Genomic DNA, 25,966 nt, shown 5'->3' on the forward strand with positions numbered 1-25,966 from the left:
AAGCAGAGGACGGTGCAGAATATGACACATACGACAAACACAACTAGCCAAACGAAGAAGCTAAGCTTGATTGCAGTGCCTTTCGGCCTTGGAGCCGGCCGTCCGGGAACGGAAGAAGGACCGGAGAGCATGATTCAGATCGGACTCATGCGCCAGCTTCGCAAAACCGCTTACGATGTGGTGAGCGAGCATAAAGTGAAAGCAGCGTCTCAAACAGCTGCTGGGGAACAAAGCGGCGTGAAGCATCTCGCCGAAGTGAAAGAGATGGCCACGCTCGTCGCGGAGCAAGTGTCGCTTGAAGCGAGCAAAGGGCATCTGCCGCTCGTGCTTGGCGGTGACCACAGCGTAACGATTGGTGTACTTGCCGGCATGGCGACGCAAGTAGGGAAGCTCGGCGTCATTTACTTCGATGCGCATCCAGGCTTGCAGACGGAAGAGTCGCATCCGAATGGCCGCTTGGGTAGCATGTCGCTTGCTGTAGCGCTTGGCAAAGCTAAGCTGAAGCTGGCTGAGCTGAACCGGGACGCGCGCGAGAATGCTATCGACAAAGCGAACGTTGTCTTGATCGGCGTGCGCGATGTGGAGCCGGAAGAGCGTGAGCTTATAAAGGCTGAGGGTATCACCGTGTTCACCATGCATGAGATTGACCGCATGGGCATCGAGAAAGTGATCTCGAAAGCGATGGAGATCGCTGGTAACGGCACGGACGGCATTCATGTCAGCTTCTCGGCGGACTGTCTTGATCCGATTGAAGCGCCAGGTGTTGATATGCAGGTTCCGGGCGGGTTAACATATCGGGAAGCACATTTTGCATGCGAACTGCTCGCAGAGACGGGTCTTATTCGTTCCATCGACGTTGTCGAAGTGAACTCCAAGCTGGATGAGAGCAGACGGACAGCTCGGCTCGCTATTGGACTTATCGCATCGCTACTGGGCAAACGTATTCTGTAATGGAAACATGAACAAACAAAGCCGTTACGGTGAGAATCCCGCGTTGTCGCGAGGTTATCACCGGTAACGGCTTTTTTACTTGGCTTGGATTTGGTGCGTACTTGATGCTATTCGAGTCCGAATTCCTTCATCTTGTTGTATAAGGTACCTCGCGAGACGCCAAGCAGCTTCGCTGCCGCGCTCTTGTTGCCAGCGGTCTTCGCTAACGCATCATGAATGAGCGTTTGCTCATCCGCTTCTGTGTCTACAGCTGTAAGCAGCCGCTTCTCGAAACCGCTCGCAGCGGCGGATTCCGCATCGTTCACTTGCTGCAGCGCTAAGCTTGGTTGCTTCGCCTGCAAGATAGGAGGCAGATGATCGAGCGTGATCATGTCATCATCGCATAGAATGACACAGCGCTCCAGCACATTGCGAAGCTCCAGGATGTTGCCTGGCCAGCTGTAGTTCGCAAAAGCGAGCATCACTTCAGGTGACAGCGAAGGGAGCGGCTTCTGATACTGCAGCGAGAATTGCTTCAAGTACATTTGAATCATGGCCGGAATATCTTCGATGCGTTCGCGCAGCGGCGGGATCGCAATGGAAACGACGTTGAGCGCGTAATAGAGATCAGCGCGGAACGTGCCTTTCTCGACCTTCGCGGCGAGATCCTGCGTCGATGCCGCAATAATTCGCGTGCGAAGCTCGATTGGCTTGCTGCCGCCGGAACGCACGATGGTCTGCTGCGACAGATAATGATACAGCTTCGCTTGCAGCTCGAGCGACAGCCGGTCGATCTCATTCATGAACAAAGTGCCGTCCTTCGCTTGCTCCAGCTTGCCGGCTTGTCCAGCTTCGCTGCCAGTGAACGCGCCGCCTTGGAAGCCGAACAATTCGGACTCGAGCAGTCCCATCGGCACGATGCCGCAGTTGACGGAGAGGAAGGCCTGCTCCGCGCGCGGGCTTGAGTTATGAATGATCTGGGCAAGCTGCTCCTTGCCGACTCCGCCTTCTCCGATAAGCAGAACGGGAGTGTCCGCCGCCGCAACTTTGCGCGCCCATTGGATGACGCGGAAGATAGCAGGACCTTTTCCTTTAACAAGCGAGAACAGTTCAGTATTCGCCGAGCGATGCTGATGGGCGTAGGTATGAGCGCTTGTCAGCTGCTCATTGAGTTTCACCAGCTGCGTAATGTCCTGCTCAGCCGCGATTCCGCCGATAATCATCCCATCGGCATCGCGAACAGGGGATGCATTGATAAGCACATGCGTGTCAGAACGCGGACGATGATACGTATTGCGAATGAGTCTGCCCTCATCGAGGATTTTGAGTACCATTAAAGTTTCTTTCTCGAAGTGTTCTCCGATTCGACGACCCAGAATATCCGCCTTCGGCAAGTGATAAATATCTTCCGCAACCGGATTCCAGCAAATCACCTCGCCGCTCCGATCTACGACCGTAACCGCCTCTGTAACCGTCTCCGCCAATGCCCAGAAATAGGCTGACCAACGCTGCTGTTCTTTCATGCTGTGGGACAAAAGCTTATGAAGCGGCACATAGCCTACAATCGTATCGCTGTTATCGGCTCTAACGATTAATGGACGATCATTCTGCAGCTGCAAGTCCTCTTGCAAATCTGCAGAGCTGTTGCAGATAGTCGCGTAATAAGGGAAGTCACGAAGTGCTTCAGCCGCATTGATATCGTGATGCGTGAAGCAGCGTTCAATTAGATGGCGTTCCTCAGACAACACGAGGATGGCGCGATCGGCTTGACCTGCAAGCTCGATGATTGCTGCAGACTTGTCGGCAAGTACATGAACAACTTGTTCAATTGTTGCGTCAGAGCTAAGCAAGATAAAGTTGGTGTACAAGTATTGCTGTTCAATTTTGAACATAGATGTCCTCTCCGCTTGCAGTGATTTGCATCAAATTTACCATATCTATATTGCTCAGAGCAATCATTGTCTCATTAATCTGTCAATTACGTTTGAATAATTGTTCAAACCAGTGGATAAACATGAATTTTGAACATATACTGTTCAAATAGTTGATCATATTGTATAATCCGATTAGAGATGTTGAACAACATTGTACAACACCAACGGGGGAATATAGAAAATGGAAATGATGCTACGCAATATGTTTCAAGCGCTGGGCAAGAGCCGGTCAGCGAACCGACTTGCCAAGAAATATGGCCTGCGCTTTGGCGCAGCACGTTTCGTTGCAGGCGAGACGATTAAACAATCCATCGAAGCTATTCGCAAATTAAATGACGATGGCCGCGTTGCCACGTTGGACCATCTTGGTGAATTCGTATTTAGTGAAGCGGAAGCGGCCGAATCCGCAGACATGTGCATTCAGACGCTGGATGCAATCGCAAGCTCAGGCGTGCAATCGAATCTGTCACTGAAGATGACATCGCTTGGCCTCGATATTAGCAAAGAGCTGTGCGTAAACAATATGAAGCGTATCCTGAACAGGGCAAAGCTGCACAATAACTTCGTGCGGATCGACATGGAAGATTACGCGCACTGCCAAATATCGCTTGATATTTACCGCGAGCTTCGCCTCGAATTCGATAATGTCGGTATCGTTATACAAGCTTACTTATTCCGCACGGAGCAAGATATTGCGGATTTGAATGAGCTGAACGCGAACCTGCGTCTGGTCAAAGGCGCATATAAAGAATCGCCTGAGGTTGCTTTTCCAGAGAAGAAACATGTCGATGAGAATCTCAAGCTTATCATCAAACAGCACCTTATGAATGGCAATTATGCAGCGGTTGCTTCCCACGATGAAGCAATCATTAATTATACGAAGACGCTTGTGAAGGAGCACGGTATCGCGAAGGATCGCTTCGAATTCCAGATGCTGTTTGGCATTTGCGAAGATCTGCAGAAACAGCTTACTGGGGAAGGGTACAAAGTACGCGTCTATGTTCCTTACGGCGTCGATTGGTTCGGGTATTTCATGCGCCGCCTTGCGGAGCGTCCGGCCAATGTGTGGTTCGTGCTGAAGAATATGTTTAAATAATAATATCCGGATATACGGAGAGGAGCCCTACCATGACAACAACACCTTACACACAAGTGAAACCATATGCGAATGAGCCGTTTACGAACTTCACGCAAGACGAGAACAAGCAGGCACTGCAAGCTGCAATTGCGAAATTGAAGACAGAGCTTGGCCGTAACTATCCGCTTACAATCGGCGGCAAGAAGATCGAGACTGAAGCGAAAATCACGTCGATCAACCCAGGTAACGTTGACGAAGTTATCGGATATGTGAGTAAAGCGGATCAGCCGCTGGCTGAGCAAGCCATGCAGGCAGCGCTCACCACATTCGAGACTTGGAAAAAGGTGCCGGCTCGCGAGCGTGCAGAATATCTGTTCCAAGCTGCGAAGCTGATGCGCGAGCGCAAGCATGAATTCTCCGCACTCATGATGCTCGAATCCGGCAAGAACTATGTAGAGGCTGACGTTGATACAGCGGAAGCGATCGACTTCTTGGAGTTCTATGCTCGCGAAGCGATCCGACTGAGCAAAGTCGATGAAACGTTGCCGCTAGCGAAGATTCCTGGCGAAGACAACCATGTTACGTACATTCCGCTGGGCGTTGGCGTTATTATCCCGCCGTGGAATTTCCCGCTTGCGATCTGTGTTGGCATGACAGCTGCTGCAGTTGTATCGGGTAACACCGTATTGCTGAAACCAGCTTCGACAACTCCGGTTATTGCGCATAAATTTATGGCTCTGATGGAAGAAGTGGGCTTGCCAGCAGGCGTGATCAACTTCATTCCAGGCAGCGGCGCAGAAGTAGGCGACTACTTGACGACGCATCCGAAGACGCGTTTCATCAGCTTCACAGGCTCCAAGGAAGTTGGTCTTCGCATCAACAAGCTCGCGGCTGACACGGTTCCAGGCCAAATCTGGATCAAACGCGTGATCGCTGAGATGGGCGGTAAAGACGGTATCGTTGTCGACGAAACGGCGGATCTGGAAGCAGCGGCTACAGCAATCGTAGCATCGGCATTCGGTTTCCAAGGCCAGAAGTGCTCCGCGGGTTCCCGTGCGATCATCGTTGAATCGGTGTACGATCAAGTGGCTGAGCGTGTTGCAGAATTAACGAAACAGATTCAAGTTGGACCGCAAGAAGAGAATTTTGCAGCGGGTCCGGTAATTGACAAGACGTCGTATGAGCGCATTCTTGACTATATCGAAGTCGGCAAGCAAGAAGGTACGCTACTTGCAGGCGGCAGTAAAGCAGAAGGCAACGGCTATTACATTCAGCCAACTGTGTTCGGAGATGTTAGCGGTAAAGCACGCATCATGCAGGAAGAAATCTTCGGACCTGTTCTCGCGCTCGCGAAAGCGAAGGATTGGCAAGAAGCAATCGCGATGTACAACGATACCGAGTTCGGCCTGACAGGTTCGTACTTCTCGACAGATGAAGCGCGTATCGCAGAAGCGCTTGAGACTGTACACTGCGGCAACCTGTACATTAACCGTAAGTGCACAGGCGCGCTCGTAGGCGTGCATCCGTTCGGCGGCTTCAATATGTCCGGTACGGACTCCAAAGCCGGCGGTTATGACTACCTGCTTCTCTTCTCGCAAGCGAAAATGACTTCCCGCAAATTGTAATGAGCTTTGCGGCCCTCTACCCAGTTGGTTAGAGGGCCTTCTCTATGCATAGATAACACTAGCTGACGCAGCACGTTTCTTCACTTACCAAGGGGGATAACAAGATGCCAGAAGTCAAAGAAAAAGAGAATGTCGATGTACTCGCTAGAACTCAGCAGGTCATTGAAACAGCGTTAACGAAACTCGGTTATGACAGCGCTTACTACGAGCTGCTGAAGGAGCCGCTGCGACTTTTGACAGTTCGAATCCCAGTGAAGATGGACGATGGCAAAGTGAAAGTGTTTACCGGTTACCGTGCTCAGCATAATGATGCCGTAGGCCCTACGAAGGGAGGCGTCCGGTTCCATCCCGATGTCACTTTGGAAGAAGTGAAAGCGCTGTCGATGTGGATGAGCATCAAATGCGGCATAACGAATCTGCCCTATGGCGGCGGCAAAGGCGGCATTCAATGCGATCCGCGAACGATGTCCCTTGGCGAGCTTGAACGGCTTAGCCGCGGTTATGTGCGTGCGATCAGCCAGCTCGTCGGACCGACCAAAGATATACCAGCTCCTGACGTGTTCACGAATGCGCAGATTATGGCGTGGATGATGGACGAGTATAGCCGCATTCGCGAGTTCGACTCCCCGGGCTTCATTACAGGCAAACCGCTCGTGCTTGGCGGTTCGATTGGCCGTGAATCCTCAACGGCTCAAGGCGTAAGCATTGTATTGCATGAAGCGGCAGCGAAGCTCGGGATTCCGATTCAAGGCGCTCGCGTTATCATTCAAGGGTTCGGCAACGCAGGCAGCTACTTGGCGAAGTTCCTTCATGATGCAGGTGCTCGCGTAGTAGGAATCTCGGATGCGGAGGGAGCACTGTACAATCCGAATGGATTGGACATCGAATATTTGATGGATCGCAGAGATTCCTTCGGCTGCGTGACGAACCTATTTCCAAACCGAATCACAAATCAGGAATTATTGATACAAGATTGCGATATCCTAATTCCAGCAGCCATTGAGAACCAGATCACTGAAGACAATGCGTACCTGATTAAAGCGAAGCTGCTCGTTGAGGCAGCGAATGGCCCGACAACGCAAGGGGCTACGGAGATTTTGACCAAACGCGGCATTATGATTGTACCTGACGTGCTCGCGAGCGCAGGCGGCGTTGTCGTATCTTACTTTGAATGGGTACAGAACAATCAAGGGTTCTATTGGACCGAAGAAGAAGTGAACACGAGATTGAAGAAAATTCTCGTCGACGCCTTCAACAACGTGTACCAAACTTCGCTCGAGAAGAAGACAGACATGCGTCTGTCCGCATATATGGTTGGACTGAAGCGCACAGCAGAAGCTGTGAAATGGCGGGGGTGGGTGTAAGATGGCAAAGACAAGTATTATTTTTCGACTAGAACTGGATCATAAGAAGGTAACCTTCGCGGACGTAGCGGCAACGATTAACAAAACAGGGGGCGACATTACGTCCATCGACGTGATTCGGCCTGGACATGATACCTCGACGCGAGACATTACGGTGGATCTGCCGGATAAGAACGAGGCATTGACCATTGAGGCTCTGCGCAATCTCGATGGCATTACGGTTATTAACGTATCGGACCGGACGTTCCTCGTTCACTTAGGCGGCAAAATCACCATTCAGCCGACGCTGCCAATCAAGAATCGCGACGACTTGTCCAAGGTGTACACGCCTGGCGTGGCGAAGGTCTGCGCAGCGATTGCTGAGAATCAGAACAAAGCGTATTCGCTTACGATCAAGCGGAATACGGTTGCCGTTGTGACGGATGGCACAGCGGTGCTTGGTCTCGGCGACATCGGGCCGCATGCTGCGGCGCCGGTTATGGAAGGAAAAGCGATGCTGTTCAAGCAGCTAGCAGGCGTTGACGCCTTTCCGATCTGCCTCGATACGAAGGATACGGAGGAGATCATTCGCACCATTAAGGCGATGAGTCCAATCTTCGGCGGCATCAATCTGGAGGACATTAGTTCCCCGCGCTGCTTCGAGATCGAGACCCGGCTCGCGGATGAGCTGGACATCCCTGTGTTCCATGATGACCAGCACGGTACGGCTGTTGTCGTTATTGCAGGCTTGCTCAATGCGCTCAAAGTGGTCGGCAAACGGATGGAGAACATTCGAGTCGTTGTCAACGGCATTGGCGCGGCAGGTGTTTCGATCTGCAAAATGCTTCTGCAAGCCGGTGTGAAGCGGCTCGTGCCGGTTGATCGGGACGGTGCGATCGTTCGAGGCGGCAGCTACGAGCATCATCCGATGTGGCAGTGGCTTGCGGAACAGCCGCAGGTAGAGGCGCAAGCTGGCGATCTGAAGACGATGATTGCAGGAGCAGACGTCTTCATCGGGGTGTCGCGTGGTCGCTTGCTGAATGAAGAGGACGTCAAGAAGATGGCCCCAGGCAGCATCGTATTCGCGATGGCTAACCCAGAGCCGGAGATTTCGCCGGAAGAAGCGCTGCCGCATGTCGCCGTGTTCGCGACTGGACGTAGCGACTATCCGAACCAGATCAACAACGTGCTCGTGTTCCCAGGACTATTCCGTGGTGCACTTGATTGCCGTGCCCGCCGCATCAACGAGCCGATGAAGATGGCGGCTGCCCGTGCAATTGCATCCGTCGTATCCGGGAGCGAGCTTAATGAGCATTACATAATCCCGAGTATTTTCAACGAGAAGGTCGTCGCTAATGTGCGTAAAGCCGTTATTGATGCGGCGATTCTAACGAATGTCGCGCGCAGAACGCCGCCGGAGTTCAGATAGCGAGTAGTTCTATCATGATATCCCACTAACAAAGAGAAACCCATCGTTTCAAAAACGAGGGTTTCTCTTTGTTTATATTTTAAACTGTTTCAGCATATGCTGCAGATCTGTTGCCATGGTGTTCATTGAGCCGGCCACTGTGCTGATTTCTTCCATCGTAGCGAGCTGTTCCTGCGTAGCGGCATTAATCTCTTGCGCATTGCTCGCCGTCTCGGCCGATATATGCGCCACCTGTTCAACAGAAGCGCTGACTTCTTCCGTGCTCGCAGACATTTCTTCAGCTGATGCAGAGATATCCTCGATTTGAGCGGCTACCGTTTGAATCGAGGAGTTAATGGCTTCGAAGGACACGCCGACGACATCCATCATTTTCACGCCTGACTCTACTTCGGAAGCGCCTCTTTGCATGGCATCAGTGACGGCAATCGTATCTTGCTGAATTGCAGTTATCAGTGATGTGATCTGATTCGCCGATACCGTGGACTGTTCTGCGAGCTTGCGAACTTCACTTGCTACTACGGCGAAGCCGCGTCCTTGCTCTCCGGCACGAGAAGCTTCAATAGCTGCATTCAAGGCGAGTAGATTCGTTTGACTGGAAATGTCTGAAATCACATTGATGATATTGCCGATCTCATCAGTCCGTTGCTTCAATGTCAGAACTAATTCCACATTCTGATTCACGGATTGTTTGATCGTATTGATTTGATCTACTGCGATGCCAATCGCTTTGTTGCCTTCTTCTACGGACAGGAACGAATCTTTGGAGCTTTCTGCTACGATTTGTGCAGATTCTGCTATACGCTGGATGCCAACAGCTGTCTCTTGCGTTGCGCGGGATGATTCTTTGCTTGCTTGTGATGTCGAATCGATATGCAGGGTCATGGTCTGAATATGTCCAGCGACCTCAGATGCAGATTGACTCACCATCTGGCTGCCGGTATGTAATTCTTTGGCTGATTCAGCAACCTTTGCCGCATTTTGGTTAACACCTGATATTAAAGTGAGCAAGTTGTTCTTCATGAGATTAAACGAAGCAGCGAGTTCGCCGATTTCGTCCTTATTTCTAAGCTTGACATCCGATTGCGTCAAGTCGCCATCGGCAATTAGACGAGCGGCTTGAGACAGTTGAACGACAGGCTTTGCAATGATTCTGCTGATAAGCCAAGAGATAACAAGACCCGCAATAATTGCGAACAAGCTTACGATCGTAACCATCTTCTGGACATCATTAACGGTATCGTTTAATTCGTCTTTTGAAGTTGTCATCTTTGCTTCTTGATCGGTAACAAATTGATTCGCAGTCTCTGTCAGCTCTGTAACTTTGGGTAGAATGGAGTTAGCGATCAGGTTTCTGCCGCTCACATCATTGTTTACTTTCTTAAGAGCGACGAGATTGTCGATTAGTTTCTTATAGTCAGCTTGTTTGACTTCAAATTGCTTGATGCTATCTAAGTTTTTCTTGTCAACGAATAAAGATTCAAGCGTGCTTGCCGTCTCTTTCATCTTCTGATCGATCGCATTTATATTTTGAATCAAGGATTCATCGCCAAAAAGATAGTAGTTGCTTACGAAACCTGCTTCCTGGGCAAGCGAGGTTGAGAGGTCTTTGGACAGCTTTACTTTAGTCACGCGATCTTCAATCATGGTCTGATATTGTTTATTGATGCTTGAAATTTGTGTATAACCAATAACGGCTATAACGCCTACAAGCAGTAAAATGGCTGCAAATCCGCAATATAATTTCATAGAAATAGAAAATTTAAGTTTCAATGTTAGCCCACCTGTCTAGGATGTATTCGTTCTAAAATGTTGTAATGGTTTGCTAAGATGATGTAATGGTTTGCTAAACTGTAGCGGTAATTCCACCTCCTCATTATCTTAGAGCGTCATGCTAAATTGCACATGAAACAAACAATCGTTATTTTGTCGATTTACGTCATTTCTTGGTACAATTTAGTTCATTCTACCGTATCGAGAGGGAAACGAACAGTGAATTTTTCCAATTCTTTAGCGAATTTTAAGCAAGTAGAGTCGAAGAGGTTCATCATTCATCAGAATATTTTATATCATTAATAAAAAACGTTTGAATCCGTAATAAAGGAAATAAACGTTTTTGGTCGAAATTTATCGATAACAGATAACAGATTACAGCTACAAAGAGGAGCAAGGAAGTGGAGCAAATGTTACGTAATAAACTATTAGCGAAGAAGGCCGGCATTATCTCTTATGGCATGACGCCGCCTAAGGCAACAAATACGACAGAGAAGATAGCGGAGATTGCGAAGAAGCAGTGTGAACGGCTGCGCGACCTAGAGCTTGATGCGCTCATACTTTATGATGTTCAGGAAGAAGCGGACCGGATTGAGCAGGAGCGTCCTTTTCCATATTTGCAGACCGTTTCGCCGGATACGTACAGCAAGCAGTACTTGAATGATCTGGATGTTCCGAAGATTATCTATAACTGCGTGGGGAACTATTCGGAGGCTGAATTCACAGATTGGGCGACAAGAGACGCTGATCAGGACAGATTCTCGGTGTTTGTCGGCAGCAGCTCGAACAAACAGCAAGTGCATCTTGGGCTGAAGGATGCCTACCAGCTAACCAAGCAGCATAACAGAAACCTTACTTTCGGCGGGGTTATCATCCCTGAACGGCATATGACGAAGCAGGACGAGCACTTGCGGGTCGTGAGCAAAATGAAGAACGGCTGCGACTTCTTCGTGACGCAGGCGATCTACAATGTAGAGGCTTCGAAGAACTTCTTGTCCGATTACTACTATTATTGCAACGAGAATGGGATCGAGATGGTTCCGATTCTGTTCAATCTGGCGCCCTGCGGTTCGACGAAAACGCTGGAGTTCATGAAGTGGCTCGGCATCAGCATTCCGAAATGGCTGGAGAATGACCTCAAATATTCGAGCGATGTACTGGATCAATCGATCCGTCATTGCCAGAAAATATTCGAAGAAATATTCGAGTACGGTCTTGAGAAGGGCATCCCGATCGGTTGCAGCATCGAGAGCGTTTCGACGCGCAAGGTTGAGATTGATGCGTCTGTAGAGCTTGTAAAGAACATTAAATCCGTATTGAACAAGAAGATCTAATTGAGAGCTGTCTGCACGATACGATAATAAGCTGCATACGCATATAAAAACAGCCGTCTTCGGGGGAGTGCAATCCCCTGGAGACGGCTGTTTTTTTCATTAACCGGTTGACGGGCTATTCGGTACATGGCCTTTCTGGTTGCGGTTGCGATCGGTAGATCCTGCGACGTCATTCTCGGCTTGGCTGTCCTTTGCTTCCATCGCCTGCATCTTCGCTCCGAAAGGCTGATTTTTCTTGCGAGACAAGCTGCTTCCTCCCTTCACAAGCGTCTAGTCTGTGCTTATGACAAGCCCTTCTAGATTGCCCAATGGGCTTCAAATCCACTCCATAGATTGAAAATCCGTCCGAATCGGAGAATTTATTGTCCAGATCAGCCATGAATTGAGTGCTGGAGAGCTTTATGATGAGAATAGAAACCGTTTCCATAAGCAGTCCCCATACCACTCATGACGGAGGGAATGTATGAAAGAGACGAAAGGCGTTGGTATTCTCGGTTTCGCACACGGGCATGTCAACGTCTATTGTGAAGAATGGAAGAATGCAGAGTTAGGCGTCAATGTGTTGGCTGGCTGGGACCATGATGCTGCAAGGCTGGAGACAGCCAAAGGCGCATTCGCTCTTGAAGGTTATGCGGATGTGGCTGAGTTACTGAAACGAGATGATATCCATGCCGTCGTCATTGGCGCAGAGACATCGAGACACGCCGATCTTGTCGAGCTGGCAGCATCCCATGGTAAAGCGATTATCGTGCAGAAGCCGATCGCGCTGACCTTGGCGGAAGCAGACCGGATCGTTGAAGCGGTTCAGCGTCATCAAGTGCCTTTCACGCTCGCTTGGCAGATGCGCGTTGATCCTCAAAATGTTCAGATGAAAGAATGGATCACGAGCGGCGAGCTCGGCCAAGTGTTCATGGTACGCCGCAGACACGGCCTGGCGATGGGGTTAAATCCTGATTTTGCAAACTCATGGCATGTCGATCCGGCATTAAACCGAGATATTTGGGCGGATGATTCATCGCATCCGATTGATTTCATCCATTGGCTGCTGGGTGAGCCTGAGAGCATCACAGCAGAGCTTGGCTCGCTGTATAATCCGCAAATCCCGAATGATAACGGCATTGCAATCTTCCGTTATCCGAATGGTCCGATTGCTGAAGTCAGCTGCTCGTTCACTTGCACCGCTGCCCAGAACACGACCGAAATTATCGGCGAACGAGGCACGGTTGTACAGAACTATGGCGATGCGACTAGCTGCAATGCGCCAAGGCCGACGGAAGGAGCAGGCTTGCTTAAATATACAGCATCGACTGGGGAGTGGTCAGCGAGCGAGATCGCATCGCCAGCGAGCCATGTTGCCCGGCTTCGGGGGCTGGCAAGACCGCTAGCTGAGTTTCTGCATGGGAAGCGCGAGCCGATAGCTACTGCAGAAGAAGGCAGAACATCACTGCGGATGGTGCTCGCTACATATGTAGCATCACAGGATGGACGCCGCGTTCAACTGAGCGATGCGAAGATACAGACGGTATAAATTAAACCATATTTTGAGGAGGAAATAGAAATGGCAGTAAAGATCGGGATTGTAGGCATGAACGGAATCGGGAATCATCACGCCGCTTGCCATAAGGAAGATGAGCTCGCTGATCTGGTCGCCGTGTGCGACGTCGTGAAGGAGCGCGCAGATGCTGCGGCTGAGAAATACGGCGTGAAGGCGTACTACAGCCTGAAAGAGATGATCGAGAACGAGCCTGACATCGAAGTCATTGATGTTACGACAGGCGGCATCGACAACGGCAGCTGGCACTTCGAGCCGGCAATGGAAGCGATCAGCTACGGCAAGCATGTGCTCGTAGAGAAGCCGCTCTGCCACGATATTCGCGAAGCGCGCGAGCTTGTCGCCTATGCAGAAAAGCAGAAGGTGTATCTCGGTTGTAACCTGAATCACTACTTCACAGAGCCAGCTGCGAAAGGCAAGCAGTATGTCGAGAACGGCGAAATCGGCGAGCTGGTCTACTGCCTTGCGAAGATGGGCTTCAACGGCGGGGAAGCGAACTACGGACTTGCAGGTTCGGATAAAGTCAAAGGTCATCCGTACTTCCACATGAAGGCGTTCTTGACTCATCCACTCAGCGTTATGCGCCACTTCTGCGGCGATATTACGCACATCCAGACCTTCTCTGATCGTCCTGGCTTCAGACGCAATGCCGGCGATGTTATGGCATCGATCAACTCCATCCATGTCAAGTTCCAGAACGGCGGCGTCGGCTACCTGCTCAGCCAGCGCGGTGATGCAGTCTATGGTCTTGGCGGCTGGTGGAGCCTTGAAATGGCTGGTTCCAAAGGTACGTTCTGCATCGAGAACTGCGTGGAGAAGATCTCTTACTGGAAAGCAGAAAAGGGAGTTCCTGCGATCAGTACGCCGATTGTGCCTGAAGTAACGGATTATGGCACAACGGACTTTAACCGCACGTTCAACAATCGCTTGCACGCGTTCCTGGAAGACGTATCAAACAAAGTGCCATTCGATCAGTTGCGCGCGAACGGTCGCGATGCGCTTGCTGTACTAGAATACACATTCGCGGTAATTGAGTCGTATGAGCGCGGAGGCGAGCTGGTTCGTCCGCATCCACTGCCGCCGCTGCATGGCGACCCGTTGTTCCTTAAATAAGAATTGAACTTGTAGAAGCTTAGGAGGCTCATAAAACTATGATTAAATTAGGCGTAAACTCGGTCTTATTCAAAGAATATGATTTCGCGCAAGCAGCGCGTTCCATCGCCGCTAGTGGCTATGATGGCGTTGAAATATCTGCGATTCAAGGCATGTGCGAGCATCTTGATCTAAGCCGCTGGAGCGAGCAGAAGGATGAGCTGCAGGCTATTATGCAGGAGAATAATCTAACGTTCCTGTCGATGGAAGTTGCATCGCTTGATGAAGCGCGGCTCCGTCTAGCTTTTGAAGCAGCGGCTGCAATTGGCATCCCGGTCGTGAATATCGGTCCTGGCGGCAAGTCTGGCGTAGAGGAAGACTTGGCGGCATCGATCGCGAACCTCACACGCTTATCCGAGATCGCCGAATCTTACGGCGTAACGCTATGCGTGAAAGCGCATGTCGGCAACGCAATCTACAACACGCCAACGACGCTAGCTGCGATGGAGCAGATTTCATCCTCGGCGTTCGGCATTGATATGGACCCAAGCCATATTCATCGCTCCGGCGAGAATGCGGAAGAAGCGCTTCCGGCAGTAATTAACCGCGTTAAACATATTCATATCCGCGATTGCAAAGGCAGAGCGCAAGGCCCTGGCCCGATTGAGTTGCAAGCTTGCGGCAGAGGCGACATTGACCTCTACGGCTATTGTGAGGCGATGGTGCAAGGCAATTATGACGGCCCGGTCGTGCTGGAAGTAATCGGAGCGCAGCCAGCGCACACTTTGGATCAAGTGACAGCTGTTGCGGCTGAATCATACGGCTATTTGAACGCTTGCTTGAAGAAGCTCGGCGCACGCTAGCGCAACCCATACTAGGAGGCGAAAAAACAATGTCCGCTAAAAAACCTAACGTAATTTTCTTCGGAATCGACAGCTTGCGCCGTGACCATATGAGCAGCTATGGTTATGACCGTCTAACGACGCCATATCTCGATAAATTAGCTTCACAAGGGGTGCTTTTCGAGAAGCATTTCAGCCCTAGTATTCCGACAACTCCGGCATACGCTTCCATGCTTACAGGCATGGACGTATTCGGAACAGACGTTGTTGCGCTGCGCCATGAAGGACCGCTTGGCGGACATGTGCAGACTCTTGCAGAAGTGCTTGAGTCGAACGGCTACAACACAACCTGTATCGGATTCACAGGCAATCCGTCATCCCGCGGCTTCCAGAACTACCTCAATTACGAGTCCTGGCTGCCGGACTCCGAGAGCGGGCGCGCGCCGAAAGCAGAGCTGTTGAATGATGTTGCGATTCCTGAGCTTGAGCGTCTTGCGGCGGAAGACAAACCGTTCTTCCTCTTCATGCGCCATATGGATCCTCACTCCCCATACTTGCCGCCGGCTCCATTCGAGCGGATGTTCTATGGCAAGGACGAGAAGGATCCATCGAATGATTCGATGGAGTCGGTCTATAATTTCAAGCCGTTCGGAGACTACATTGGCTCATGGATTCCGGAAGGAACGACTGACCATGAGTATGTAACTGCGCAATATGACGGCGCGATCGCGTATATGGATATTACGATTCAGACGCTGTTCACGAAGATCGCGGACATGGGTCTTGAAGAAGATACGCTTATTGTCATCACTTCCGACCACGGCGAGACGCTGTATGAGCATGATTGCTACTTCGATCACCACGGTCTGTATGATTGTACGCTCGTCGTTCCGCTCATTCTCAAGTTCCCAGGACGCGTGCCAGCTGGCCGCAGAGTGAGCGATGTCAGTCTGATCTCTGACATTATGCCAACAGTGCTGGACTTGCTGCATATTGAGTCTGACATTGCTTTTGACGGTCGCAATTTGACGTCTGCAATCGCAGGAACAGCAGATGCGAGCACGCAATTCAGCGAGTTTTATATTACGGAATGCACTTGGATGCGCAAGCACGGCTGGCGTACGCCGGAATGGAAGCTTATCTGCGCGCTTGAGCCGGACTTCCACTTCAAGCCGGAGATTGAGCTGTACAACTTGACGAAGGATCCGCTCGAGAATGTGAACGTGGCAGATCAAGAGCCAGAAGTTGTCGCATTCCTGACGCAACGGATGCATGACTATATTGCAAGACGCGAAGAGCAAACCGGCCGGACGAATCCGATCTACACGAATACGAACTGGCACGGACAGAATAAGATCTTTACTTCTTCCCAAGAAGCCTATGACGCACTCTATATCGGCTCAATTAGCGTAGCGCGCTCGCTGCAAGCGAAGGATAAGGAGAAAGAAGAACAGAAAGAACCGGTGGAGAGCAATGATTAGAGTTGCTGTCGTCGGTGTGAATCACATCGGCAAGATTCATTGCGGGGTGTATAAGCGGCACCCCGATACTATTCTCGCCGCGGTGTGCGACTTGATGCCTGAGCGTGCAGCAGCAGCTGGCCGCGAGCACGGTGTACCGCACTATACCGACCTGAACACGCTGCTCGAACGTGAAGAAGTCGATGCGGTCATTGTTGCGACAGCAGGCGTTGAGAAGGGCAGCCATCACTACGAGCCAGTTATGATTGCAATTGAAGCAGGGAAATCGGTCTTCGTTGAGAAGCCGATTTCCAACAATATCGAAGAAGCGCGCCGTATGGTCGCAGCTGCAAGAGAGAAAGGCATTAGGCTCGCATGCAACCTGAATCATCGCTTCACGCCTGCAGCTTACAAGGCGAAAGAGCTTATTGATGCCGGGAAGCTCGGCACGACGCTGTTCATCAACATGCGGCTGACGATCCGCAACCCGCAAGAAGATACGGAGTGGCTGCATATGCGTGCGCTGCATCCACATTCTATTGATGTGATGCGCTACTTCGGCGGTGATATCAAGCGCGTACAGTCCTTCATGACCAAAGCGCCTGGCCGCAGCTCCTGGTCGACGGTTTCCATTAATATGGAATTCGCCTCCGGGGCGGTCGGTCATCTGACCGGCAGCTATGATATGTCGATGCGCCATCCGATTGAGTTCTGCGAGGTAGCGGGCAATGACGGTCGGATTGTCGTGGACAACGTGTATGAGAGCATGACGTACTACCCGCACGAATCCGACGAGTTGACAGTCGTTCGCAATTCACTGTTCGGCGGGATGAAAGGCTTCGATGATACGTTCGATCAACGCATTAACCGTTTCATCGAAGAGCTTAAAGCAGGCGTGAAGCCTGAGGAGATTACGGCGTCTGGCGCAGACGCACTCGCAGCACAAGAAGTCATTGAAGCGGCGATTCAGTCGCATCAGCTTGGCGGCGTTCCAGTTACAGTCCCTGCCTAGGGATGCAGATGGAGGGGGAGCAAGCATGAATAGCACCTATGGCTCGGTTTTATGGTTCACCGGTCTTTCCGGAGCCGGCAAAACAACAACGGCGAAGAGTGTGGAGAAGAAGCTTCGCGAACGCGGACGGCGCGTCGAGCTACTCGATGGCGATGAACTGCGCGCTACCGTATGCAAAGGTCTCGGCTTCAGCCGGGAAGACCGGATCGAGAATGTGAAACGAATCGCGTATATCGCGAATTTGCTCTCCCGCAACGGGGTTGATGTGCTGGTATCAGCCATCAGCCCTTACAAGGAGATGCGCGATTATGCAAGGCAGAACATTCCGAATTACGTCGAGATTTATGTCAAATGTCCGCTTCATGTGTGCGAAATGCGCGATGTGAAGGGGTTATATGCGAAGGCGCGAGCAGGAGAGATACAACATTTTACCGGGATTACCGATCCTTACGAGGAGCCGGAGAACCCAGAGCTTACGCTGCTCACATCGAACGGGGCGCTTGAGCAGAACGTGCAAGCGGTGCTTGCTTATATGGAGCAAGCAGCGACGTCATCGAACATCATGAAAGGACTTAGCCTGCGATGAAAATCATTCTAGTTTCACTCGATACGCTTCGTGCCTCCAGGCTCAGCGGCTACGGCTACACGAAGCAAACCAGTCCGCATCTGGACCAAATCGCGCGAGATGGCGTTCTGTTCGAGCGTGCCTACGCAGCAGATATCCCAACCGAAGTCGCCCATACAGGAGTGTTCACTGGCAAAATCGGGCTGACAACGGGCGTCATCTCCCACGGTTCGGATCTGACTCATCTGCCAAAGTCGGTCGAGTGGCTGCCGAACTTGCTTCGTTCAGCCGGCTTCACGACCGGCGCGGTCGATAATCTGTATCAGCTGAAGGAATGGTTCGCCCGCGGCTACAATTATTACATCAACTCAGTCGGCGGCAATCGCTGGATTGATGGACGTAAAGTGAATGAGCTTGCGCTGCCTTGGATCGAGCAGCATCAGGACGAATCATTCTTCTTGTTCCTGCACTACTGGGATGCGCATACGCCGTATTTGCCGCCGGAATCGTATATCCCGGAGTTCTACGATGAATCGAAGGACCCGTTCGATCCTAGCAACAAGAGCATGGAGCCTGCCTATAATCATACAGCTTACCCGTTCTTTAAACATCACCATTACGATCTCGTCGGTCAAGTAACGGACACGGATTATTACGACGCACTGTACGACGCGGAGATTCGTTATCTGGATGACCGTTTGAAGGAGCTTGACGATCATCTCAGCAAGCTCGGCATCCAAGAAGAGACGTTGCTCGTCCTGTTCGGCGATCATGGTGAAAGCTTGACCGAGCATGATATATATTGGGATCATTGCGGTCTCTATGAGCAGACCGTGCATGTGCCGATTATCATGCGCTGGCCGGGACGAATCGAGGGCGGCCGCAGAGTGCCAGGGTTTGTGCAGCAGGCAGATCTGCTGCCAACGCTGCTTGATGCGGTGCGACGTGAAGCTCCTGCAGGCATTGATGTGAGCAAGCTTAAAGATCCTGCGGGGCTCGACGGCATCAATTTGTGGCATGCAATAGAAGGAGAATCCGAAGGGACGCACGAAACTATCTACTTGAGCGAATGTGCATGGCAGGCGGCAAGGGGCATTCGGACCGGACGGTATAAATTTATCCGCACGTATGACTCCGGTCCATTTACACGTCCGCCGCGTGAGCTATATGATCTTATAGACGATCCAGAAGAGAAGGTTAACCTTGCTGAATCGCATCCAGCGCTCGCCGATTCTTTCGAGGAGCAGCTGAATGAGGTCGTAAGCCGAAAGCTTGGCGGCCGGCCGGACCCTATGGTGCAGCAGCTGCAGGAGCGAGGTCTTCCGTTCAGACGCAGAATCGAGCAGATTCTTGCCGAGTCCGGCATGAGCTGGGAGGAATGGCAGCGCAATCCTGACCGGGAACGGTTCGATCAAGCGACATTAGCACACAGCCGCGCCAAATAGACACAAGCTTCAACAGGGCATTCTTGTCGCAGAGGGTGGATGTGCATGAAAGACATACTAAGCAGCAGAAGTTATATGAAAGTCGAGTTTCCGTTCTGGATCACCCGCACCGTGCAGGGCTCAATTGCTGAGCATGGGCATGAGTTTGTCGAGCTCGTCTATGTCGTTCGCGGCAGGGGGATGCATGTATTCCAAGGGACGCGCTATGAGGTTCATGCCGGGGATGTGTTCATTATTAATCCTGGAGAGACGCACGCCTATGAAACCGAGAAGGGCGAGCAGATGGAGATTATCAATTGCTTGTTCATGCCATCTTTTATTCCGGATGCCTTACTGACCGAGCTTGAGATCACAGGATCTATGGATTATTTCTATGTTCATCCTTTTCTCGATCACGATGTGCGCTTCAACCACCGTCTTAATCTGCATGGGCAGGATGCTTCCAATGCACTAACCTTGCTCGAGAATATGATCCGTGAGATCAATAACCGCTCGATTGGCCATACGACGCTGATTCGGCTGCAGATGATTGAGCTGCTGATCCTCTTGTCGCGCTACTATACGATGATGCACCAGCAGCGGCTGCACCACCCGTCACCGCGCCAGCTGGATCGCGAGATGACTGCAAAAAGGATCTATGGTTATCTTGAACGCAACTATGAGAAGAAGATTACCCTGCAGTCGTTGTCCGTGCTGTTTAATTCGAGCATCCGGCAGCTGAACCGGCTGATGCAGGAAGAATACAATCGCAGCGTGTTCGAGGCGCTGCATGAAGTTCGGATCGAACGCGCCAAGCATCTGCTGCTTGAAACCGAGGAGAAAGTGATTGTCGTTGCGACAATGGTCGGCTATGAAGATCAATCCTTCTTTAATCGGTTGTTCATGCGCCATGTTGGCTGCTCGCCGAAGCAGTATCGCGCCACGAGTTAGCGAGGGAGGAGCGTACCATGCAGAAGCAGCCTAACATTCTATTCATTACCGCCGACCAACTGCGTTATGATTGCGTCGGCTACAGCGGCAAATATCCGGTCCACACGCCGAACCTCGACCGCTTGGCTGCTCGGAGCACTGTTTTCCACCAAGCCTATTCACACTTTCCGGTGTGCAGTCCGGCTAGGCAGTCGCTGCTTCACGGCAAGCGTCCCGAGACCTTCGGTGCGTTGTGGAACTATAACTCCTTCCTGCCGGTGGGCTACCTTCAGCCGGACCAATATACGTGGACCAAGCAGCTTGCTGAAGCTGGCTACAGATCTGCGTTCCTTGGCAAATGGGGAGTAAATCCCGAGTTTGATCCGACTGCTTTCGGCTTTGAATCCTATGTAAGCGAAGGTGAATATCGGGCGTTCAGACAGAGCCGTTATCCGGGCGTGACCTACACGAACGGATTTTTTGGCGAGAATAATCCCGTTGCGCTTGCAGATTCGGAGACGCATTGGTTCGCGGACCGCGCGATTGAAGCGATAGAGAACCTGAGTCAGGGAGAACAGCCTTGGCATGTGGCGCTTCACTTTGCCGATCCGCATCTGCCTTGCCGTCCAACAGAACAGTTCGCTGGGATGTATGATCCGGCGCAAGTGCCTGTATGGGATGGCTTCGGCGATGATTTCGCTGGCAAGCCGTATATTCAGGCACAACAGCTCGCGAGCTGGGGCGTGGAATCCTATACGTGGGAAGATTGGGCGCCGATCGTCGCCAGATATTACGGCATTATTAGCCAGCTGGATGATGCGATTGGACATGTGCTTACTTCACTCGCGCGACTTGGGCAAGCAGAGAACACGATTATTGTGTTCACGGCTGATCATGGCGACATGTGCGGCTCACATGGGATGATGGATAAGCATTATATTCTGTATGACGATGTTGTTCATGTGCCGTTAATGATTGCGCTGCCGGAGCAAGCTGCAGGTGCAGAGCGCGAACAGTTCGTCTACAATTTGCTTGATCTCGGACCTACGCTGCTTGATCTTGCAGGGTTAGCGTATTCGACGGATAGCTTCCACGGCGAATCACTTGCGCCGCTGCTTCTTGATGCGAATGCACCGGCTGATACGGATTGGCGCGACTCTATCGTAGCCACCTACAATGGTCAGCAATTCGGGTTGTATACGCAGCGGATGATCCGGACGAAACAATGGAAGTACGTTTGGAATATGACGGATATTGATGAGCTGTATGATATGCAGCAGGATCAAGCTGAATTGCACAATGTCATTTCATTGCCAGAGAATCAAGACCGAATTGCCGAGCTTAGAGTACGACTGTATGAACAGCTGAAGAAGGATGAAGATCCCGTCATCGCGAATGAATGGACCAGGCGCCAACTGCTAAATGGAGCGAAACGAAATCAACGCGTATAAGCCTGCAAGAAGACCATCCCTGGATTGGTCTTTTTTTCATGGACGCAATCGGTCATCTATGTTAGATTATGTTACATAGAAAAGTAGAGGAGATTTGCCGTATGCGTACACTATGGAATCATCGCAAATCATGGGCTGGATACGCGTCCGTCATTCTTGCCTTGCACCTTGCCGGCATCATTGGTCTAGGTATTGCCGGCAGACATGATCCCGCCTTCTGGAGCCTAGGCTTGCTTGCATACTCGCTTGGTCTGCGGCATGCTTTCGATGCGGATCATATCGCTGCCATTGACAATACGGTGCGTAAGCTTGTGCAGCAGAAACGCAGCCCGCTCGGCGTAGGCTTCTACTTCTCGCTCGGCCATTCATCTGTCGTGTTCTTGATGGTGCTAGCAGTCGCATTTTCCGTCAAATGGATACAGCGCGAGATGCCGATGATGCAGGAAACAGGTAAACTTATTGGTACTTCGGTGTCAGGTATCTTTCTTATTCTAATCGGCGTTCTGAACTTGATTATTCTAAGCAACCTGTTTCAGCTATTCCGCAAAATGAAATCAGGTAGTTATAAGAACGACGAGCTTGAGCAGCTGCTGGAATCGAGAGGGCTGTTCTCGCGGATCTTCCGCCCGCTGCAGCGTTTCATCAGCCGGAGCTGGCATGTGTATCCGCTTGGGTTTCTATTCGGACTCGGCTTTGATACGGCAACGGAAGTCGGCTTGCTCGCATTATCTGCCGGAGCTGCGAAGAGCGCGGTACCGTTATTCGGCATTATTGCACTGCCGCTCTTGTTCGCGGCTGGGATGAGCTTGCTCGATACCGCTGATGGCATGTTTATGACGAAGGCATATCGCTGGGCGTTCCATACGCCGCTTCGCAAGCTGTTCTATAACGTGACAGTGACAAGCGTGTCTGTCGTATCTGCACTCCTCATCGGTATCGTTGAACTGCTGCAAATGATGTCAGAACGGCTGGAATGGTCATCACCATTCTTCAAGTGGATCGCTTCTATTGATCTCGGAGATCTCGGTTACGTGCTTGTCGCGCTATTCCTCGCAGCATGGCTGATCTCGGTGACGGTGTGGAAGACGATGAAGGTGGAGCAGCGGTACTAGAAGCTGGGCGCTGATCTTGCTATAATGGTTGCAGATTATACGAGGTGATCCTATGGCGAAGAAGATGAAGAATAGAGTGGCGCAGCAGCACCAGGCTGCCGTTGCGAAAGAAGAGAAGCCGGCAACGCTCAAAGATATGCTGCGACCGGAGATGCTGGATAAGCTAAAGGCAGCCGGGCAGGAGCTGAAATCTGCGGAAGAGGCGCGCAAGGAAGAAGCTCGCAAGCAAGAAGAAGCTGCTCGTGCAGCCGAGAAGAAACGGCAAGAGAACGACTTTGAATTTCTGCTCAATAATAGCAAGTTGGACTGGCATAAGCATAAGAACTAAGCTGGCCTGAATGAAGCTTCCGACCTGGTAACCATACCGGGCTTGGGAGCTTTTTTATCGCCTAATAGATACACCTGTCCAATCTTTTTTTTCGCTGGTAACATATGGTATACATTAGAAGGGGGTGATCATTATGGCTGCTATATTGTTAGATTCAAAGACATCTCAGAACGCAAGCTATGCCAACTCGATCGCGATTCCGATTCTGGTCATCAATACGCCAAACTTGATTGCACAGCAAACACTTAACCTGACTGCAGGAACAGCAGGTCTTACGCGCGTAGAATTCACAGGCGTTGCAGCGGTTCAGCTGCCGCTTCTTCCGCTTGCGACGAACATTACGATCTTCGTTACAAGAGGATTAACTTCAGGTGACATCAACGTATTCTCCGCTGCACAGAACCTGGATCTTAGCATTCTCGGTCCGCAATTAATTTCATTCTCGGGTTCGGACTTCAACGCGCCTAATACGACCCAAGCGTATTCGGTGTTTATTCAATCCTCCGCACTCGGAACGATTCGCGTAGGTCCGGAGAGCTTTAACTTTACTGCATACTCAGACTAATTTTTTCCATTTCTCCGAAGAGAGTGGTGCACAAACATTTCTTACATGCTATAATGGGGTATCTTGTAAGTACGTAGGAGGTATCCAATTAGATATCATGTGGACTTAATTCCCTTATCGTTCATGATTTTCGAATTGACGATTAGAGAAGCTCAGCCTGTGCGCTAGAGCGGAATTGGTTACGTGCGTCTAAAGGAGCTGACTCCTAATAAATCTCTACTCCCTTGCTTCAAGCACAGGTGTATTAGAGCTTTATTTACGTATCCCTATTCTGTTCAATGTTAGCCGCAGGCGATCCTGCGGTTTTTTGTTTTGTTCCAAAACATATGCCGCGCTACTGAAGTCGCCCGAAGATCATCGCCCTTGTCAGCTGTTAAACTCTAACTAAAAGTGGTGATCGGTATGACATTAATAACAATACGCGCATTAAAGAAGAGCTTCGGCGATACAGCCGTGCTGAACCATGTCGATCTGGACATGGCAGCAAGAGAACGAATTGGACTCGTCGGGATGAATGGAGCGGGCAAGACAACCCTTGCTAATCTGATCTTCGGGGCGCTGCAGCCGGATGAAGGGAAGCTCACTTATCATCAAGAGCAGCTGAGGATCGGCTACTTGCTCCAGTCCACTTCTTACACCGTAAATACATTTAGCAGCATGATCGAAGATACAGAACAATCGCAAGGAAGCGAGCAGTTCCTACAAGTAACGAGCCATCTTGGCCTGCGGAAGGTGAAGGAATGGGACGGCGAGAGGCTTGCGGGCTTAAGCGGCGGAGAGAAGACGAAGCTTGCTATTGCGCATATTTGGGCATCGAAACCGGATATTCTGTTGCTTGATGAGCCGACGAACCATCTTGATTTCCAAGGCGTGGATTGGCTAGTAGCTGAGCTAGCGAAATTTACGGGAACGACGATTATTATTTCGCATGACCGTTACTTCCTCGATCAGACCGTTGATCGGATACTTGAACTGGATGACGGCAAGTCGGTCAACTTTCCGGGCAACTATACGTTCTATCGCGAGGAAAAAGCGCGGCGTTACCAGAGCCAGCTGCATCAGTTCGAGGAACAGCAGAAGTACGAGCAGAAGATTGAAGCGGAGATTAATCGCTTGAAGAACTGGTCGGAGAAAGCGCACCGCGAAGCTGGGAAGAAGGGCAAGATGGCGGAGATGCGCACCGGCGTGAAAGAGTTCTATCGCAGCAAAGCGAAAGCAATGGATAAGGCGGTCAAATCGCGACTGCATCGGCTGGAGAAGATCGATCTCGAAGGAGTGAAGAAGCCGAAGGAAGAAGCGAAGGTCGCTTTCGGCTGGGACAATCCGGAGAAGCGCGGCCGACGACTGGTTGAAGCATCCCGTATAGGCAAAGGTTATGGCGGTCGGACGCTGTTTGGCGATAGCTCGTTCTATATCCAGCGCGGAGAGAAAATCGGGCTTATCGGTCCTAATGGCAGCGGCAAGACGACGCTCATCCAAATGCTGCTCGGCGAGAAAACGGTCGATACCGGTCAACTATGGCTAAGTCCGACTGCGAATGTCGCATACTTGACGCAGGATGTGACCGATCTGAGCCAGCAGCAGACAGTGCTTGAGATGCTGGAGCAAACGCATGAGCTTCGCAGCGACGTTGGCAAGTCGCGAACGATGCTTGCGAATATGGGATTTGATGCTTCCATGCTGCAGAAGCCGATCCACCAGCTAAGTCTCGGCGAGCGCACGCGCATCAAGCTGGCACAGCTGATGATGCGGGAGCAGGATTTGCTCATCCTCGACGAGCCGACGAACCATCTCGATCTTGCCAGTCGCGAGCAGCTGGAGGAAACGCTCGAAGACTATCAAGGAACGCTTATTATCGTCTCGCATGACCGTTATTTAATTGACCGGATTTGCACGAAGTTGTTGAAGTTCCAAGACGGCAAGATTAGGCGGATCGAGAGCGGCTATGCCGAATTGCGGGAGCGCGAAGCGAAGCCGGCTGCAAGTAGCGAAGCGAAGTCAGCTGCTATGCAGCTCGAAGAGGAGAAGCTTCTCATCGCAAACCGCATGACCTATCTGCTCGGTGAGCTGAGCAAGCTGAAGCCAACCGATCACGGATACGCCGAGCTTGACGAGGAGTTCAAACTGCTCGCTCAGCAGAAGCGGAATCTGTCTGCACGCTGAAACTTTTTGGAAAGCTGCGTCGTATGG

22 protein-coding genes are annotated in these 25,966 nt (G+C 51.1%); 19 read left to right on the forward strand and 3 right to left on the reverse strand.

The genetic code is table 11. From position 1 onward, the window contains the following. Positions 1 to 21: 21 nt before the first annotated feature. On the forward strand, positions 22 to 951 hold the full coding sequence (gene rocF, locus AC0YNX_RS03915) for an arginase (RefSeq protein ID WP_475814327.1): 930 nt from the start codon (positions 22 to 24) through the stop codon (positions 949 to 951). Between the two features lie 107 nt (positions 952 to 1,058). Here the strand turns inward: rocF and AC0YNX_RS03920 are convergent, their stop codons facing one another. Then, complete coding sequence (locus AC0YNX_RS03920) at positions 1,059 to 2,822, reverse strand: sigma-54 interaction domain-containing protein (protein ID WP_475814328.1); 1,764 nt, start codon at positions 2,820 to 2,822, stop codon at positions 1,059 to 1,061. A gap of 223 nt (positions 2,823 to 3,045) precedes the next feature. Between AC0YNX_RS03920 and AC0YNX_RS03925 the strand changes: the two genes are divergently transcribed. The 4 genes from AC0YNX_RS03925 to AC0YNX_RS03940 all read left to right on the forward strand — a co-directional run bounded on the left by AC0YNX_RS03925 (position 3,046) and on the right by AC0YNX_RS03940 (position 8,339). Then, positions 3,046 to 3,960 carry a proline dehydrogenase family protein gene (locus AC0YNX_RS03925; RefSeq protein ID WP_475814329.1) on the forward strand — a complete coding sequence of 305 codons (915 nt, stop codon included), beginning with the start codon at positions 3,046 to 3,048 and terminating at the stop codon, positions 3,958 to 3,960. A 32-nt stretch (positions 3,961 to 3,992) separates the two neighbouring features. Then, the gene (gene pruA, locus AC0YNX_RS03930; protein WP_475814330.1) at positions 3,993 to 5,567 is read left to right on the forward strand and encodes an L-glutamate gamma-semialdehyde dehydrogenase; all 1,575 of its coding nucleotides are present in this window, start codon (positions 3,993 to 3,995) and stop codon (positions 5,565 to 5,567) included. A gap of 104 nt (positions 5,568 to 5,671) precedes the next feature. After that, positions 5,672 to 6,931 (forward strand): Glu/Leu/Phe/Val family dehydrogenase, encoded by a 1,260-nt coding sequence (locus AC0YNX_RS03935; RefSeq protein ID WP_475814331.1) that lies wholly within the window; start codon positions 5,672 to 5,674, stop codon positions 6,929 to 6,931. Position 6,932: 1 nt separating this feature from the next. Continuing rightward, positions 6,933 to 8,339, forward strand: coding sequence for an NAD-dependent malic enzyme (locus AC0YNX_RS03940; RefSeq protein WP_475814332.1), 1,407 nt, complete (start codon positions 6,933 to 6,935; stop codon positions 8,337 to 8,339). 72 nt (positions 8,340 to 8,411) lie between these two features. Here the strand turns inward: AC0YNX_RS03940 and AC0YNX_RS03945 are convergent, their stop codons facing one another. Next, the gene (locus AC0YNX_RS03945; protein ID WP_475814333.1) at positions 8,412 to 10,085 is read right to left on the reverse strand and encodes a methyl-accepting chemotaxis protein; all 1,674 of its coding nucleotides are present in this window, start codon (positions 10,083 to 10,085) and stop codon (positions 8,412 to 8,414) included. A gap of 434 nt (positions 10,086 to 10,519) precedes the next feature. Here AC0YNX_RS03945 and AC0YNX_RS03950 point away from each other — a divergent pair, with 434 nt between their 5' ends. Beyond that, positions 10,520 to 11,443 (forward strand): methylenetetrahydrofolate reductase, encoded by a 924-nt coding sequence (locus AC0YNX_RS03950; protein ID WP_475814334.1) that lies wholly within the window; start codon positions 10,520 to 10,522, stop codon positions 11,441 to 11,443. Between the two features lie 99 nt (positions 11,444 to 11,542). On the opposite strand, the gene AC0YNX_RS03955 is transcribed toward AC0YNX_RS03950, so the two are convergent. Then, entirely contained in the window at positions 11,543 to 11,689 is a 147-nt protein-coding gene (locus tag AC0YNX_RS03955; protein WP_475814335.1) for a hypothetical protein, read from the reverse strand. A gap of 217 nt (positions 11,690 to 11,906) precedes the next feature. Between AC0YNX_RS03955 and AC0YNX_RS03960 the strand changes: the two genes are divergently transcribed. The 13 genes from AC0YNX_RS03960 (at position 11,907) to abc-f (ending at position 25,939) form a co-directional block, all read left to right on the forward strand. Continuing rightward, positions 11,907 to 12,971: a Gfo/Idh/MocA family protein gene (locus tag AC0YNX_RS03960; protein WP_475814336.1), complete on the forward strand. Its 1,065-nt coding sequence runs from the start codon at positions 11,907 to 11,909 to the stop codon at positions 12,969 to 12,971. Positions 12,972 to 13,001: 30 nt separating this feature from the next. Continuing rightward, positions 13,002 to 14,108 (forward strand): Gfo/Idh/MocA family protein, encoded by a 1,107-nt coding sequence (locus tag AC0YNX_RS03965; RefSeq protein ID WP_475814337.1) that lies wholly within the window; start codon positions 13,002 to 13,004, stop codon positions 14,106 to 14,108. Positions 14,109 to 14,146: 38 nt separating this feature from the next. Continuing rightward, positions 14,147 to 14,950 (forward strand): sugar phosphate isomerase/epimerase family protein, encoded by an 804-nt coding sequence (locus AC0YNX_RS03970; protein ID WP_475814338.1) that lies wholly within the window; start codon positions 14,147 to 14,149, stop codon positions 14,948 to 14,950. Positions 14,951 to 14,979: 29 nt separating this feature from the next. Further along, on the forward strand, positions 14,980 to 16,410 hold the full coding sequence (locus AC0YNX_RS03975; protein WP_475814339.1) for a sulfatase family protein: 1,431 nt from the start codon (positions 14,980 to 14,982) through the stop codon (positions 16,408 to 16,410). Continuing rightward, positions 16,403 to 17,401 (forward strand): Gfo/Idh/MocA family protein, encoded by a 999-nt coding sequence (locus AC0YNX_RS03980; RefSeq protein WP_475814340.1) that lies wholly within the window; start codon positions 16,403 to 16,405, stop codon positions 17,399 to 17,401. The genes AC0YNX_RS03975 and AC0YNX_RS03980 overlap by 8 nt, the downstream gene beginning before the upstream one ends. A gap of 25 nt (positions 17,402 to 17,426) precedes the next feature. Further along, positions 17,427 to 17,987, forward strand: a complete 561-nt coding sequence (gene cysC, locus AC0YNX_RS03985) for an adenylyl-sulfate kinase (protein ID WP_475814341.1) — start codon at positions 17,427 to 17,429, stop codon at positions 17,985 to 17,987. Continuing rightward, positions 17,984 to 19,411, forward strand: a complete 1,428-nt coding sequence (locus tag AC0YNX_RS03990) for a sulfatase family protein (protein ID WP_475814342.1) — start codon at positions 17,984 to 17,986, stop codon at positions 19,409 to 19,411. Before cysC ends, AC0YNX_RS03990 begins: the two co-directional genes overlap by 4 nt. A gap of 75 nt (positions 19,412 to 19,486) precedes the next feature. Continuing rightward, positions 19,487 to 20,341, forward strand: a complete 855-nt coding sequence (locus tag AC0YNX_RS03995; RefSeq protein WP_475814343.1) for a helix-turn-helix domain-containing protein — start codon at positions 19,487 to 19,489, stop codon at positions 20,339 to 20,341. A 17-nt stretch (positions 20,342 to 20,358) separates the two neighbouring features. Beyond that, on the forward strand, positions 20,359 to 21,771 hold the full coding sequence (locus tag AC0YNX_RS04000) for a sulfatase family protein (RefSeq protein ID WP_475814344.1): 1,413 nt from the start codon (positions 20,359 to 20,361) through the stop codon (positions 21,769 to 21,771). A gap of 101 nt (positions 21,772 to 21,872) precedes the next feature. After that, on the forward strand, positions 21,873 to 22,883 hold the full coding sequence (locus AC0YNX_RS04005; RefSeq protein WP_475814345.1) for a HoxN/HupN/NixA family nickel/cobalt transporter: 1,011 nt from the start codon (positions 21,873 to 21,875) through the stop codon (positions 22,881 to 22,883). 52 nt (positions 22,884 to 22,935) lie between these two features. Further along, positions 22,936 to 23,211, forward strand: coding sequence for a YqkE family protein (locus AC0YNX_RS04010; protein WP_475814346.1), 276 nt, complete (start codon positions 22,936 to 22,938; stop codon positions 23,209 to 23,211). Positions 23,212 to 23,344: 133 nt separating this feature from the next. Further along, positions 23,345 to 23,776, forward strand: coding sequence for a hypothetical protein (locus tag AC0YNX_RS04015; protein WP_475814347.1), 432 nt, complete (start codon positions 23,345 to 23,347; stop codon positions 23,774 to 23,776). A gap of 402 nt (positions 23,777 to 24,178) precedes the next feature. Beyond that, positions 24,179 to 25,939, forward strand: coding sequence for a ribosomal protection-like ABC-F family protein (abc-f, locus tag AC0YNX_RS04020; RefSeq protein ID WP_475814348.1), 1,761 nt, complete (start codon positions 24,179 to 24,181; stop codon positions 25,937 to 25,939). Positions 25,940 to 25,966: the final 27 nt, after the last annotated feature.

This window comes from Paenibacillus sp. J31R98, assembly GCF_056269245.1.